Here is a 15417-nt window from a genome sequence, read left to right as displayed (position 1 = left end):
CGCGCGGATGACCGCCCGCGACCGCACGCGCCGCACAAGCAAGGGCCTGCCAGCCCGCCCGATGGGCGGGATCGCTATCGTCGGCGCCGCCTGCCGGCTGCCCGGGGCGCCGGATCTCGACGCCTTCTGGACGCTGCTGGCCGAAGGGCGCGATGCCGTCACCACGGTGCCGGCGGACCGCTTCGACCAGGCGCGCTGGGGCCATCCACGCAAATCCGAAGCCGGGCGGTCCTATACCTTCGCCGCCGGGACCATCGGCGATGCGGCAGGCTTCGATGCGCCGGCCTTCGGCCTGTCTCCCCGCGAAGCCGCCGAGATGGACCCCCAGCAGCGCCTGCTGCTGGAGGTCGCCGCCGAGGCCTTCGAGGATGCCGGCTGGCCGGCCGAGACGCTCGCCGGGCGCAATATAGGCGTCTTTGCTGGCGGCTCCTCGACCGACTACGCCGAATTGCGGCTGGAAGACCCGTCCGCCGGCGACCGTTTCTTCATGACCGGCAATGCGCTGTCCATCCTGGCCAACCGGATCGGCAACGTGTTCGACCTGCGGGGGCCGGCGCAGACGGTCGATACCGCCTGTTCCTCCTCCCTGGTCGCGCTGCACTTCGCCAGCCAGGCGCTGGCCGACGATCCCGAGTTGGAAGCAGCGGTGGTGGGCGGCGTGAACATGCTGCTCTCGCCCTATTCCTTCATCGGCTTCTCGCGTGCGGGGATGCTCTCGCCGACCGGGCGCTGCCGTGCCTTCGACGCTGCCGCCGATGGCTATGTCCGCGCCGAGGGTGCCGGCGTGGTGGTGCTGAAGCGCATCGAGGACGCGATCGCGGCCGGCGATCCCATCCGCGCCGTGCTACTGGGCAGCGGGACCAATGCGGCGGGCCGCACGATCGGGTTGTCGCTGCCGAACCGTGCTGCACAGGCCGTGCTGATGACCCGCGTGCTGGCGCGTGCGGCCATCGCCCCCGACCGCTTCCTGGCCTTCGAGGCGCATGGCACCGGCACCCGCGTCGGCGACCCGGCCGAGACCTGGGCCATCGGCACGACCATCGCGCAGCATCGCTCGGCGCCGCTGCCGGTGGGCTCGGTGAAGACCAACATGGGGCATCTGGAAGCCGGTTCCGGCATGGCCGGGCTGCTCAAGGCGATGCTGATGCTGGAGAACGGCGCGGTCCCGCCCTCCCTGCACTTCACCGACCCCAATCCCGAAATCGACTTCGACGGCCTGAACCTGACCGTGCCGACCGCGCTGGCGCCCGCATCACCGCGCACCGATGCGGTGGTCGGCGTCAATTCCTTCGGCTTTGGCGGCACCAACGCGACCGTGCTGCTGGGCCGCCCGCCAGTGCCGCGCCGGAAGGTGACCGCGCCGCCGCGCGGGGTGCCGCCGCTGGTGCTGTCCGCACGATCGGAGGCCGCGCTCGGCCTGCTGGCCACACGGTGGGATGCCACCCTGGCCGGCGCCGATGCCGATCGCGTGGCCGCGCTGGCCCGCGGCGCCGGGCGGCATCGCGACCTCGGCCCGCACCGGCTGGTGCTGCGTGGCGCCAATGGCGATGCGATGCGCGCGGCGCTCGCCGCCTGGCAGGCCGGCGAGCGCGGCGATGCCGAACAGGGCCAGGCGGTGCGCGGCAGCCTCGCCTTCGTCTTCTCCGGCAATGGCGCGCAGCATGAAGCCATGGCGCGCGAGGCGCTGCGGACCAGCGCCGCCTTCCGAAGCGCGATGAAGAACACCGATGCGGCGCTCGCCCCACTGCTCGGCTGGTCGCCGATGACGCTGCTGCGCCGAGGCGTGCCGGGGGCGATGCTGGCGGGCACCGATGTGGCACAGCCGCTGCTGTTCGCCGTGCAGGTCGCCGTCGTCGGCGCGCTGGCTGCGCAGGGCATCCGACCCGCCGTGGCGCTCGGCCATTCGGTCGGCGAGGTGGCGGCGGCCTGGTGCGCCGGCATCCTGCCGCTCGACCAGGCGGCACGCCTGATCGTGGCGCGCAGCCGCCACCAGCACGCGACGCGCGGCATGGGGCGCATGGCGGCGATCGGCACGTCGGCGGAAGCCGCCGCGTCGCTGCTGGAATCCTGCGGTCCCGGCTTGGAGATCGCTGCGATCAACGGCCCGGCGGCGATCACCGTGGCCGGCCCGGCCGAGGCCATCGCGCGGCTGTGCGCGGCGGCCGAACCGGCGCGGATCTCGGCCATCCCGCTCGACCTCGACTACGCCTTCCACGCCGCGGGGATGGACCCGGTGCGGGATGGGCTGCTGGCCGATCTCGCGACGCTGTCGCCGCAGGCGGGTGCGATACCGATGGTCTCCTCGGTGACCGGCGCGGTGCTGCCGGGGCATGAAGCCGGCGCGTCCTACTGGTGGCGCAACCTGCGCGAGCCGGTGCGCTTCCGCGACGCGGCGCGCGGTGCCGCGGCGATCGGCGCGCGGCTGTTCGTCGAGATCGGCCCGACCGCCGTGCTGCAATCCTATCTGCGCGAAAGCTTGCGGGAGGACACTGACGGCGCCGCCGTGCTCGCCAGCCTGACGCGGCGCGACCCGCCGGGCGACCCCTTCCCCACCATCGCCGACCGCGCCATAGCGCGCGGCGCCGACCCGCGCGGCGGCGCCGCCTTCGCCGGACCGGCCGAGCGCGCCGGCCTGCCGCGCACGCCCTTCGCCCGCAGCCACACCTGGTTCCCCCGCACGACCGAGACCGCCGCGCTGGTGCTGCCGCAGCGCGACCATCCGCTGCTCGGCATCCGCCAAGGCGAGGATGCACGCGCCTGGACCGCCTGGCTCGACACCGAATTGCAACCCTGGCTGGCCGATCATCGGCTGCTCGGGGAAGCGGTGCTGCCGGCCGCCGGCATGGCCGAGATGGCGCTCGCCGCCGCCACCCAGCGCTTCCCGGACGCCGAGGTGCTGGAGGTCTCCGACCTCGCCATCCTGCGCCCGCTGTCGCTGGAGCCCGACCGGACCCGCGAAGTCCGTGTCATCGCCGAGGAGGAAGGCGGCTTCGTCCTGGAAAGCCGCCGGCGCCTCGCCGATGAACCCTGGAGCGTGTCCGCCCGCGCGCGCATCGCCGCGCTGCCGCGCCTGCCTGCGGCCGACGAACCGCCCGCACCTGGCCAGCGCAGCGTCGCCGGCGCGAAGGTCGTGTCGCTCGCCGCGCGCTGCGGCCTCGACTATGGCCCGGCCTTCCGCCCGGTGACGGAGGTGCTGGCCGATGACGCCGAAGGCCGTGCCCGCGTCACGCTGACCCTGCCCGAGGCGGCGCCGCCGGCCGAGGGCTTCATCCTGCATCCGGTGCTGCTCGACGGTGCGTTGCAGGGGCTGATCGCGTTGCTGTCGGCGCTGGTGCGGCCGGAGGGGCAGTCGCTGGTGCCGGTGCGCATCGGCCGGCTCGCCGCCCGCCGCGGCGCCGCCGTGCCGGTGACCGCCGAGGTGGCGCTGACCCGCCGCGGCGAACGCTTCGTCGCCGCCGATCTCGTGCTGCGCGATGCGGCCGGGGCGATCGTTGCGACCGGCCAGGATATCTGGCTGCAACGCATCCGCCTGCCCGGCCGGACGGCACCGGGCGAACACGCCTTCCGGCTGGATGCGCTGCCGGCCGCACCCTGGCCGCCGGCCCCGGCGGGCTTCAATTCCGAGGCCGCGCTGGAAGCCGCGCGCGCCGCCGATGCGGCCGCCGACATGACGGAAGCCGCGCTGCTGCTGGAAGGCTTCGCGGCGTCGGCGACCCTCGCTGCGCTGCGCGGCGCGTCGCCGCTCGCCACGCCCTATCGCCGAGCGCTGTGGCAGGCATTGGCGGAAGCCGGCATCGCCGAGGAAGCCCCCGGCGGCTGGCGGATCGCCGAGGACCAGACGCTGCCGCCGGCGCAGGAGATCTGGCGGGCGGTGCTGGCGGAACAGCCGCGCCTCGCCCTCGACATGGCCTGGCTGGCGCGCGCGGCGGAAGCGCTGCCTTCGGCGTTGGCCGGGGAAGCGCGTCCCGCCGCGCCGCCGCCCGCCGAGGCCGGCGCCTTCGCCCAGATCGCGGCAGTGATGGAAGCGGCAATCGCCAGCCTCGCGGCAGGATGGCCGGCGGAACGGGCGCTGCGGGTGCTCGACCTTGGCGCCGGCGGGCCGCTGACGCGACGGGCGGTGGCAGCCCTCGCGGCGAGCGGCCGGCGCGTCGAATACCATGCCGCTGGCGAAGCCCGCGCCGGGGCCGCTCCGCCCGAAGCCGAGGGCGTCGCCTTCGCCTGGTCCGGCTGGGACCCGCTGGTCGGAACCGGCGCCGTGGCCCCTGCGGACCTCGTCATCGGCCTGGCCGCCGCGGCGCGCGGAAGGTCGGGCACCAGGCTCGCCGGCGCGCTGCGGGCCGCCTGCGCGCCCGGTGCGATGCTGCTGCTGGCCGAACCCGCACCCGGAAGGCTGTGGGATTTCGCCTGTGGCCAGGATACGGCCTGGTGGGATGGCGGCGATGGCGCGCTGCCGGATGCCGATGCCTGGCACGCCGCGCTGTCCCAGGCCGGGTTCGAGGCACCGGACGCGCTGCGCCTGGCTGCGGCGCCCTGGCCGGCCTTGCTGATCGCGGCCCGCGCGCCGTCGGTCATCGTTGCCACCCCGCCGGCATCCCGTCGCGTGCTGGTCTGCGCCGAGGCCGGCAGCGAGGCGCTGGCCTGCGCGCTGGAGGCGGCGCTGCGCACGGAAGGCCATCACGTCGCGCAGCACCCGCTGGCCGCGCCGCCCGGCCCACGCGAGATGCACGGCGCGCTGGTGGTGGCGCTGGCGAAGGTGGAGACCGATGCGGCGGGGACACTGGCCGCGGCGACACGGCTCGCCGAGGCCGCCCAGGGCAGCGCGGCCGGCTTCGTGCTGGTCGGTGCCGGGGATGCGGCACGGGCGGCGGCGCTGGCCGGGCTCGGCCGAGTGCTGGCGAATGAGATGCCCGACCTCAAGCCGCGCCGCATCACCCTCGATGCCGGGTTGCCGGTCGATGCCGCGGCGCGACGGCTCGCCGCCGAACTGGCCGGCGATGCGCCGGAGGCGACGCTGACCGCGCAGGGCAGGCTGGTGCCGGTGCTGTCCGCCGGCCTTCCGGTGGCGCAAGGCGGCGGGGCGCGGCGGCTGATGATCGGCCAGCCGGGGCAGATCGGCAGCCTCGCCTGGGCGGCCTTGCCCCCGCTGGGGGCACCCGGCCCTGGCGAGGTGGTGTTGTCGGTCCGGGCGGCGGGGCTGAACTTCCGCGACCTGATGTGGGCGCAGGGGCTGCTGCCCGAGGACGCGCTGATGGACGGCTTCGCCGGCCCGACGCTCGGCATGGAATGCGCCGGCGTGGTCGAGGCGGCAGGCCCTGGCGTCGCGTTGAAGCCGGGCCAGGCGGTGTTCGGCTTCGCACCGTCCGCCTTCGGCACGTGGGCGCTCACCCGGGCGGAAGCCCTGGCCCCCCTGCCCGCCGGCCTGTCGCCCGAAGCCGCCGCGACGGTGCCGGTCGCCTTCATCACCGCGGCCTACGCGCTGGAAACCCTGGCGCGCATCCGCCCGGGCGAGCGTGTGCTGATCCATGGCGGGGCGGGCGGCGTCGGGCTCGCCGCCATCCAGATCGCGCAGGCGGCCGGCGCGCTGGTGGCGGCGACCGCCGGGTCCGAGGAAAAGCGCGCCTTCCTGCGCATGGCCGGCGCCGACCTCGTGCTCGACAGCCGCGATGCGGGCTTCGCCGACCGGCTGCGCGCGGTCTGGCCGGATGGCGTCGATGTCGTGCTGAATTCCCTGGCTGGCGAGGCCATGGAACGCAGCCTCGGCCTGGTCGCGCCGTTCGGCCGGTTCATCGAACTCGGCAAGCGCGACTTCGTCGAGAACCGCCGTGCGCCGCTGCGCCCGTTCCGGCGCAACGTGTCGTATTTCGCCGTGGATGCGGATGCGCTGCCGCGCGCCAGGCCGGACCTCGCCGCCGCGCTGCTCGCCGACATCGCGGCACGGCTCGCGGATGGCACGCTGCTGGCGCTGCCGCACGCCGTCTTCGCAGCCGAGGAGACCGAGACCGCCTTCCGCACGCTGCAGGCCTCGACCCATATCGGCAAGCTGGTGATCCGCCCGCCGGCCGATGATGGGGATGCCGCATCGGAGGCGTGGCGGCCGGATGCCGATGGCACCTACCTGGTCATCGGCGGCGTGCAGGGCTTCGGGCTGGAATGCGCGAAATGGCTGGCGGCCGGTGGTGCGGCGCATCTGGTGCTGGTGTCGCGCCGCGGCGGCACCACGCCGGGCGCCGAGGCCGCGCTGCGGACGCTCGCCGCCCTTGGTGCACGGGCTCGGATCGAAGCCTGCGACGCCTCCGATGCGGCCGCGCTCGGCGCGCTGCTGGCGCGGCTGCGGCGCGACGGTCCGCCGCTGCGTGGCGTGGTGCATGCGGCGGCCGCCTTCGCCGACGGCGCCGCGGCAACGATGGATGCCGCCCGCTTCGCCGCCGCACTGGCCCCCAAGATGATCGCGGCGGAACATCTCGACCGGCTGACCGCCGAGGATCCGCTGCACCTGTTCCTGCTGTTCTCCTCGGCGACCACCGCCTTCGGCAATCCGGGCCAGGCCAACTACGTCGCGGCCAACCTGGCGCTGGAGGCGATCGCGCGGCGCCGCGTGGCGGCGGGGCGGCCGGCGCTGGCCGTCGGCTGGGGACCGATCGCCGATGCCGGCGTGCTGGCGCGCGATGCCGCCACCGCCGAGACGCTGGAACGGCGCACCGGCGTCGCGCCGATGCCCGCGCAGGAGGCGCTGGCCGCGCTGCCGGTGCTGCTGGGCTCGGGCGTCGCCGTCGCGCATCTGGCCCGCGTCACCTGGGCCGCCCTGTCCGCCGGGCTGCCGATCCTGGCGGAGCCCGGCTATGCCGCCGTGCGCAGCGCGCGTGAGGGCGGCGCCGACGGGGCCGACCTGCGCGCCGAACTGCGCACCCTGCCCCCCGAACAGGCACGCGGCCGCCTGGTCGCCCTGGCGCAGGAGGAGATCGCCCGCATCCTGCGCCTGCCGATCGAGGCGGTGGGAGCGGATGCGCCCGTCGCCGGCCTCGGTCTCGACAGCCTGGGCGGCCTTGAGTTGCGCATGGCGCTGGAGCGACGGCTTGGCGTACAGGTGCCACTCGCCGCCGTGACCGAGGATCTTACCATCGCGATTCTCGCAGGCCGCATCGCAGGCGTGGTGCTCGAGGACAGGAATGAGCAGACGGTGCAGTCGCTGATGGATGCCTATGAGCCCGCCCCCGCCCCCGCGGCGGCGGAGAGCGTGAAGTGACGCCTGCGAATGACCGCGGGCGCGGCATCCCGCCCACCCAGGGATGCCGCGCTGCCGGGGACGGGCCTCGGCCGGCGGCGCCGGCCACGGGGCGGCCGGGGGCAGCGCGGCGATGACCCAGGGCTTCGGCCTGTCCGCCACGGCGCGCCTTGCGCTGCTGCAGCGCCTGTCGAAGCGGCGCGAGGAGAAGGGCCCCGCCCCCGGCGCGGCGCGCGCCTTCCGCGAACTGCCCGGCCAGCGCGACATGGAACTGATCCGCGAGGCGGCCGGGGCGCTCGGGCTGGAAAACCCGTTCTTCCGCCCGCATGAAGGGATCGCCGCGGCGACCACCGTCATCGGCAATCGCGAGGTCATCAACTACGGCTCCTACAACTACCTTGGCCTGAACGGCGATCCACGGGTGATGCGCGCGGCCCAGGCAGCGATCGACCGGCATGGCGTCTCGGCCTCGGCATCGCGCATGGTCTCGGGCGAACGGCCGGTTCATGCGGCGCTGGAGGAAGCGATCGCCACCCATTACGGCGTCGATGCCGCGCTCGCCTTCGTGTCGGGGCATGCCACCAATGTCACCGTGCTGGGGCATCTGATGGGGCCTCGCGACCTGATCCTGCACGATGCTGCCATCCACAATTCCTGTGCCGAGGGCGCGCGGTTGTCGGGGGCGAAGCGCATCGCCTTCGCGCATAACGACTGGCGCGCGGCCGAGCGCGAGCTCGCCGCCAACCGGCGCGGGGCGCGGCGCGCGCTGATCGTCGTCGAGGGCCACTACTCGATGGATGGCGACATCCCCGACCTGCCCCGCTTCATCGAGATGGCCCGCCGCCACGATGCCTGGTTGATGGTGGACGAGGCCCATGGCATGGGCGTGGTCGGCGCCACCGGCCACGGCATCCACGAACACTGGAATGTCGATGCACGCGAGGTCGACATCTGGATGGGCACGCTGTCCAAGACGCTGTCGGGCTGCGGCGGGTACATCGCCGGCAATGCGGACCTGGTCGCCTGGCTGAAGCATTCCGCACCCGGCTTCGTCTATTCGGTCGGCATGGCCCCCGCGCTGGCCGCCGCGGCGTTGGCCTCACTGCGAATCCTGCGCGATGAGCCGGACCGCGTCGCGCGGCTGCAGGCCAACGCCACGCTGTTCCTACGGCTCGCGAAGCAGGCTGGGCTCGATACCGGCACCTCGGCGGGGCTCGCCATCGTGCCGGTGATCGTGGGATCGTCGGTCGGCGCCGCGCGGCTGTCCCAGGCGCTGTTCGACCGCGGCATCAACGTCCAGCCGATCCTGTTCCCGGCGGTGCCGGACAGTTCGGCCAGACTGCGCTTCTTCCTGTCCTGCGAACACACGGAGGCGCAGATCCGCAGCACCATCGACGCCGTCGCCGCCGCCATGGCCGGCGCACGGCCAGCGGAGATCGCAGGCTGACCGAGGTCGCGCCGCCCCCGCCGCTGCGCATCGCGCTGCTGACGCTGGAAAGCACCGCCAGCAGCGAGGCCGCCGCGCGCGTGCTGCGCGGCACGCGGCACGATGTCGTCTTCCTGGGCCTGTCGGATGCATGGCGCCGCAGGCGGGCCAGCACGCGGCAACACCATGCGCGGTCCGGCGCACGCATCCTGCCCTGGCTGTTCGTGGAATTCGCCGCCCCGCGACTGGGGCGACGCGGCGCCGTCGGCCCGCTGGGCGCGGCAGCCTTCGCACGCGGCGTGCCGGCGACGACCGTCGGGTCGGTCAACAGCGCGGCGACGCAGGGCATGCTTGAAGCCCTGCGGCCCGACCTGATCGTCACCTGCCATTTCGACCAGATCCTGGCCCCCGAGACGATCGCGATCGCCCGGCTGGGGGGGATCAACCTGCACCCGTCCCTGCTGCCGCTGCATCGCGGGCCGATGCCCTGCTTCTGGGCCGCAGCGGATGGCAACAACGAATTCGGCGTAACGGTGCATCGCCTGGCCCCGCGCATCGATGCCGGGGCAATCCTGGCGCAGCGGGCGATATCGCCGCCGGACGGCTCGACCGTGTCCGGCACGGCGCGCGCGCTGCACCTGGCAGGAGCAGAACTGGTGCTGCAGGTGATCGACGAGATCGCCGGCGGGCGCGACCGGGGGGTGGAAGTGCCGCTGCTGCCCTATCGCGGCTTTCCGGGGCGCGAGGATCTGGCCAAGGCGGGCAAGCGCGGCATCAGGCTGTGCGGGTGGGCGGATTTCCGGGCGGCCCGGCGATTGGGCGGGACGGTGCTGTAGCGGGCCTCGCCCGGACCAGCATGACGCCGTGGCCCTCTCGCGCGACCTTGGCGTTGGTGTCGCCGAACGCGCCGAAGGCCGCTCCGCGTTTGCAGGGTGTCGCCTGGCGTTGAACATTCACAGCGCTGCCCGGCGACCGAGGCTGTGCTCGGTGCCCCGACCTTGTCCGCGTCGCAGGCATGCGGGCCAGCTGTTCCGGCGCAGTCCCAGGAGCGATGGCCCACGGGCAAGGCGAGGTTCCGGGCGGTGCCATGCACCTCTGCCCCACCACCGCGCCGTCCTGCCTGCGCATGGCGCAGCGTCACACGTCCCGCAGGACCGTCCTGCCGACCACCCGGTGCAGCGCCGCCGCGTCCAGCGCCTGCACCGTGCCCGGCCCGACGGCGTCGCTGCGCCAGACGAGGTAGTCCGTATCCGTCCCGCCGCGCGCCGCGGGCAGCGCCGGCCGGTGGTCGCCGAAGGCGACGAGGACCACCGGGCGCGGACTGCGACGCGCAGCCTCGAAAAGGGTGCCGAGCATGGCGTCCGTCGCGACCATCCGTGCCGCCCAGGTCGCAGCCGGGTCGGGTCCTGGCCAGGGGCCGTGCCCCGCGACGGTGATGGCGTAGAGAAAGGCCGGCCCGTGCGCCGCCGCGAGTTCGGCGGCAAGCCGGTCGCCGATCGCCGCGTCGGTCACCAGGCCAGCCTCGCGCGGCGCCTCGGCGAAGGCCGGCGCGGCGTCGAAGCGCTGGAAGCCGAGGGCGGGCAGCACGCGGTCGCGGCCGAAGAAGCGCGCATCGAAGGGATGCAGGCAGGCCGTGCTGTAGCCCGCGCCGCGCAGCGTCCAGGCCAGCGAGGCGACCGGCGCGCGGGCGAAGCGGAAATAGGGATTGAGCCGGTCAAGGCCGAGCGCCTCGTCGGCGAGCCCGGTGAGGACGACGAATTCGGTGCGCATGGTGTTGGCGCCGAAGCCCGGCACGGCGAGCGGCCCGCGCGCGAGGGACTGCGCGCCGAGTGCGTCCCATTGCGGCAGGGCGGCGGGGATGCCGAGGCGTCGAAGTTCGCAGAAGGATTCGAGTTGCAGCAGAAGCAGGTGCGGCAGGGTGGCATCGGGCTTCACGGTGGCGGGCATGGGGGGATGGGCGGCGCGGCGGGCGGGGCGCTCGGTCGCCGCCAGGCGGGCGTGCAGAGCAAAGGTCGCGACTGGCCCGAAGCGGGCGGCGTCGCGCGATGGGTCGCGCGCCGGGGCGGTGCCGGGCAGCAGCGCCAGTGGTCGCAGCAGCAGCGCGGCCAGCGCGGCGGCGGCCAGTACCAGCGCCGCCCGGCTCGCCGGCCCCAACGGGATCGGTGGTTCGAGTGCCAGCACCAGGACAAAGGCCAGCAGGCCCGCACCAAGCCCGCCCAGCATCACAGCCTTCGGCACGAAGGGCAGGTAGAAACGAGGATGCGCCACCACCTGCCACAGCAGCCCGCCATCGGTGAAGGCCAGCGGCTCCCCCAGGGCGGCGCGCTTGGCGCGGTCTGCGACGCCGAGGAACAGGCACAACCCCGCCGCGAAGCCGCCGGCCATGACCGGCCGTGCCGTCAGCGCCAGCAGCAGCAGGAACAGTGCGCTATGCGGCGCGGCGTCGAGCAGCGCCCAGGCCGACAGTCGCGCCCCGGCACCGCGGCGCAACCAGAACCAGAAGGGCAGAGGCAACGCCAGGCCGGCGAACAGATGCAGGGCTTCGGTCACGCGCCGGGCGCATCCCGGGGTGCAAGTCGCGGCGCGCCTTCGGGCGGCCTTTCGGGCGCGCCTTCCGGCATCCTTTCGGGCGCGCCTTCCAGCGTCCTTTCGGGCGCGCCTTCCGGCGTCCTTTCGGGCGCGCCTTCCGGCGTCCTTTCGGGCGCGCCTTCCGGCGTCCTTTCGGGCGCGCCTTCCGGCGCGACGCGAAACCTCATCCGCCGCACCGCCCAGTCCGACACGCCCGCCGGCAGCGCATCCACCACACGCAGCACGGCAGCGAGCGGCAACGGGAAGGCAGCGCGCCGCGCACCGCGCAGGATGGCGCGATGCGTGCGATCCGCCGCCGCCTCCAGCCCGATGGCCAGGGGGCGCGGGCCTTTCCAGCGCGACCCCATGTCGCTGTCGAAGAAGCCGGGCATCACCACCGTCACGCGCACGCCACGCGAGCCCAAGGCCGCGCGCAGCCCTTCGCCATAGGCGCGCAGCCCGGCCTTGAAGGCGGCATAGCCGGGCGCATCCGGAAGGCCGCGATAGGCAGCGACGGAGGCAATCAGCGCGATCCGCCCGGCGCGGCGATCGCGCATCATGGGCAGCAGCGGCTCGACCAGATGCATCGCGCCGAGCAGGTTGACTGCGACCTGGTCGGTCGCACCCAGCAGCCCTTCCCAGCTGCCATCGGGGGCGGTGCCGCGGGCGATCCCGGCATTGGCGATGACGCAATCGACCGGCCGCACCGCGTCCCACGCACACAGTTGCCCGGCGATGGCCGCGCCGTCGCGCACATCGATCGTCGCGGTCTCGACGCTGGCACCCCGGGCGGTGCAGCGCGCCGCGGTGCCAGCGAGGCCCGTGGCGCTGCGCGCAAGCAGCCGCAGCGCCACGCCCGGCGCCGCGAAGCGTTCGGCCAATGCCGCGCCAAGCCCGCGCGACGCCCCCGAGATCACCACGCAGGCCGGCGCGTCCATCCCCTATTCCGCCGCGATGCGGCTGGCTGTGGCGGCGCCTTCAAGCCGTGCGACGGCGTGCCCTACCGCTTCGGAAATGCCGTCCTCGCTGAAGAAACCACCGCGGATCAGGCAATGGGCGGCGAGCACGCGGCGCAGCGCATCCACCAGGGCGGGGTCGGGTGGGCTCGCCTCGGTCCAGAAGCGGTCGAGCCCGTGCTGGAAGGTCAACCCCGGCAGGTCGTAGATCGCCGCACCCAGGGCGACGACCGGCTTGCCCTCCCGCAGGGATTGCAGCCCGGCGGTGCTGTTGACCGTGACCACGCCGGTCGCCGATGCGAGCACCGGGCCGAAGGGCAGTTCGGGCAGCCACAACAGCCGGTCGGGCACGCCGGCTTCGGCCGCGCGGCGCATCGCGAAACGCCCCCAGCCGATCAGCCCGTTGTCGAGCGGGTGGCCCTTCACCGCCAGCAGCGCGTCGCCCGGCGCATGGGCGGCGAAGGAAGCGACGACGGTGGTGATCGCATCGCCCAGGCTGGCGAAGGGCGAATGCAGCCGCAACTGGTAGTCGCCCTCCAGTTGAAGCGGCAGAACGAAGACCGGCCCCGGCCAGCCCTGCAGCCGCGCGAGGCGTCGGCGCGCGCGCCTACTGCGGGCCGGGCGCATCGCGCCGCGCAGCAGCCAGCCGGCATATTCATGGAACGGGTTCCACGACCTGTGGGTGCGCCAATGCGGGAAGCGATGGCGCAGCAGCAGATTCTGGACATTGTAGCGGACGTCGTCGCTGGCGCGGCGGAGGAACGAGCCGCCCGACAAGGTCTCGGGCGCCGCCGGCGGCAGGCCCTGCGCCATGGTGCGGATGCGGGCCGGGTCGCGCGGCAGCGGCGACAGCGCGTTCACGCCATCCTGTTCCAGCGTGATGTAGCCCGGCCGGAGATAGGCTTCCTCGAAGATCCAGGGCCGCAGGCCAAGCCGCCTGGCCACCGAGACGGCGGCGATGTGGCGCGGGCGACAGTCGCTGAACATGACGATGTCGGTCACGCCATGAATGGCAATCAGCACTTCGAGCGCACCCGGCCATTCGTCGTCGGTGCCGGTGAAATCGGTGGCGGTGGGGCGCTTCCAGAACAGCCGGTCGCCCGGGTTGAAGTTGACGCGGTGCACGGCGTGGCCGCGCGCTGCCAGCGCATCGCCCAAGCGAACGAACAGGTGCGTCGCCAGCCCCTGGAGGAACAGGAAGGAGCGCCGGCCCATCAATCGCCGCACCTCCGCCTCATCCGCGCCCCCGCATCAGCCGCGCCATGCCCGCACCCTGCCAGCGGCGCAGCCGCGCCAACATGCCGCCGCGCCAAGGGGCGGGATCCGACAGGCGGTCGAGCAGGGACTCCGGCGTGGTCGGCCATGCGCTCACCGGATCCTGATAGCGGGGATAGACCAGCAGCGCACCAGCCACGAGTTGATCGAGGGTGAGCCGGCGCACGCGTCGCGCGACCGGCGCGTGGTCCTCGGTCAGGCCCCATCCCGCATAGAAGGGCTGGCCCCAGCAGGTCACCGGCACGCCCCGCAACAGTGCCTCGAACCCGGTCAGGGAGGTGAGGGTGTGGACTTCATCCACCTGGGTCAGCAGCGGCGCCATGGGCGCGTGGTCCAGCACCTGGTCGGCGAGCGCCATGGCCTGGTCCGGCGGCACGCGGCCGCGCCGGTACCCGGCCTCGACATCCGGATGCGGCTTGAAGGCGATGAAGGCGGCAGGATGCGCGGCGCGCACCGCCTGCAGCAGGCCGAGATTGCTGCGCACCGCCCCTGCCCCGCCGCGCAGCACCGAAAGGTCGTCCTCGACCTGGCCGGGCACCAGGATGCGGCGGCGGCCCGGCGTGGCCGGCAGGATCGGCGCAACCCCGCCGAGGTTGTATTTGGTGACACCACGGGCGACGAGCGCGGCGCGCAGCGCCGCCGCCCGATCGAGCAGCAGCGGCGGGAACTCCGTTGTCGCCAGCAGGATCTCCAGATCGCTCGGCCCGGCCGGATCGTAGTAGGGCCGGCGACTGTCGAGGGTCAGCGAGGCCGCCGGCAGAAATCCGGCGCCGAGCCCAGCCGAGCGGATGAAGCCGTCCTCGACCCACAGCAGCGGCACGCCGGCGGCGCGGGCGGCGGCTTCAAGCCCGGGCGGGGCACGGCTGGACCAGACGGCGATGGCGCCGTCGCGGCGGCTCGCCTCGGCGATCGCGGCACGGGTGGTGCGGGCGAAGGCCGGGGGCCCGGCGGCGCTGGACAGGGCAGCCCCCATCCGCCGCCGCTTCCAGAAGGACATGCCGAGGCAGACGGCGATGCGGCGATTGGCGACCTCCTGCGCACGCCAGCTGCCGAGCAGCGGGATTGCCTCCTCGATGGCGATGGGCCGGACGCGAACGGGGTCGGCGCAGCGCGCCGCGGCGGCCAGGGACGACAACGCCGCCAGGCCATCCGGCGCCGGCCCGCCGGGCGTGACCACGGACACCCCGGCCAGGGTGGCAAGCAGGGCTGTCGGGCCCGGCATCGCATGCAGCACGGCGGCTGCGTCGATCAGGGTCCAGGGGTCGAACCGGCCCGGCCTGGTGTCTGCCAGGACAGGGCGGGCAGCCGCCGGCGCCTCGGGCGCGCGGCAGGCGATGACGGGGCGCCGGTCGGCGGCGGCCAGCGCAGCCGCCCACAATGCGCGGGCCGTGACAGTGGCGTCGGGGTCGCAGGGATCGAGCACGATCACTGCCTCCCCGGCCGCGACGCCGAGGGCAGCAGGGCCGGGATCCGGCAGGCCCGGCGGGCTGCCGATGCGGGCCTGCCGCAACAGCGCCCGCAGGCCGGCGGCGCGTTGCGCATCGATGGCGGGCGTCGCCAGCGCCTCGGCGACCGGGTCGGCCGCCTCGGCGCCGAACAGGATGGCGGGCAGCGTGCGGCCGGCGAGGCTGGGCGGTGCGAAAGGCCCCGCGGTGACGCGGAAAACCCCGCCACCCCAGGCCGCCGGGACCGGGATGTGGCAAGGCAGCAACAGCCGATCGCCATCTCCGGCAACGGGCCCCAGCACCTCGCAGGGCCAGAAGGCCGGCAGGTGCGGCCATTGCCGAATGAGGCTGGCAGGCACCCGCAGGCGTGGGCTAGCGTTCATCGGATCAGCGAGCAGAGTCCACACTCTCCGGTTGCAGGTCTGTGTGACCCTACGCGCCATCGGACCCCGTCGTTAACGAGATTCGTCCTTCGTATCTGTAAGATACCCCGCAGAGTCTTGTTTTTGCGTAGATCGACGGAAA

General features: G+C 74.1%; 7 protein-coding genes. 3 read left to right on the top strand and 4 right to left on the bottom strand.

Going from position 1 to position 15417, the window contains the following annotated elements:
* The first annotated feature begins 7 nt into the window (after positions 1 to 7).
* From AAFN86_RS00145 to AAFN86_RS00135, 3 genes are all read left to right on the top strand, one after another.
* Complete coding sequence (locus tag AAFN86_RS00145; protein ID WP_347541105.1) at positions 8 to 7243, top strand: SDR family NAD(P)-dependent oxidoreductase; 7236 nt, start codon at positions 8 to 10, stop codon at positions 7241 to 7243.
* A 112-nt stretch (positions 7244 to 7355) separates the two neighbouring features.
* The gene (locus tag AAFN86_RS00140) at positions 7356 to 8669 is read left to right on the top strand and encodes an aminotransferase class I/II-fold pyridoxal phosphate-dependent enzyme (RefSeq protein WP_347541103.1); all 1314 of its coding nucleotides are present in this window, start codon (positions 7356 to 7358) and stop codon (positions 8667 to 8669) included.
* An 80-nt stretch (positions 8670 to 8749) separates the two neighbouring features.
* The gene (locus AAFN86_RS00135) at positions 8750 to 9484 is read left to right on the top strand and encodes a formyltransferase family protein (protein ID WP_347541101.1); all 735 of its coding nucleotides are present in this window, start codon (positions 8750 to 8752) and stop codon (positions 9482 to 9484) included.
* A 301-nt stretch (positions 9485 to 9785) separates the two neighbouring features.
* Here AAFN86_RS00135 and AAFN86_RS00130 read toward each other — a convergent pair whose 3' ends face one another.
* From AAFN86_RS00130 to AAFN86_RS00115, 4 genes are read right to left on the bottom strand one after another with little or no spacing between them, the layout of a single operon-like run.
* Positions 9786 to 11198, bottom strand: a complete 1413-nt coding sequence (locus tag AAFN86_RS00130; protein WP_347541099.1) for an LTA synthase family protein — start codon at positions 11196 to 11198, stop codon at positions 9786 to 9788.
* Complete coding sequence (locus AAFN86_RS00125; protein ID WP_347541097.1) at positions 11195 to 12154, bottom strand: SDR family NAD(P)-dependent oxidoreductase; 960 nt, start codon at positions 12152 to 12154, stop codon at positions 11195 to 11197. The genes AAFN86_RS00130 and AAFN86_RS00125 overlap by 4 nt, the downstream gene beginning before the upstream one ends.
* 3 nt (positions 12155 to 12157) lie before the next feature.
* Entirely contained in the window at positions 12158 to 13387 is a 1230-nt protein-coding gene (locus tag AAFN86_RS00120; RefSeq protein ID WP_347541095.1) for a capsular biosynthesis protein, read from the bottom strand.
* Positions 13388 to 13406: 19 nt separating this feature from the next.
* The gene (locus AAFN86_RS00115) at positions 13407 to 15275 is read right to left on the bottom strand and encodes a capsular biosynthesis protein (RefSeq protein WP_347541093.1); all 1869 of its coding nucleotides are present in this window, start codon (positions 15273 to 15275) and stop codon (positions 13407 to 13409) included.
* Positions 15276 to 15417: the final 142 nt, after the last annotated feature.

The sequence above is a fragment of the Roseomonas sp. CAU 1739 genome, assembly GCF_039839775.1.
Classification (GTDB): Bacteria; Pseudomonadota; Alphaproteobacteria; order Acetobacterales; family Acetobacteraceae; genus Neoroseomonas.
The sequence above is the reverse complement of the archived record's forward strand: the minus strand, read 5'-3'. Positions and strand labels throughout refer to the sequence as shown.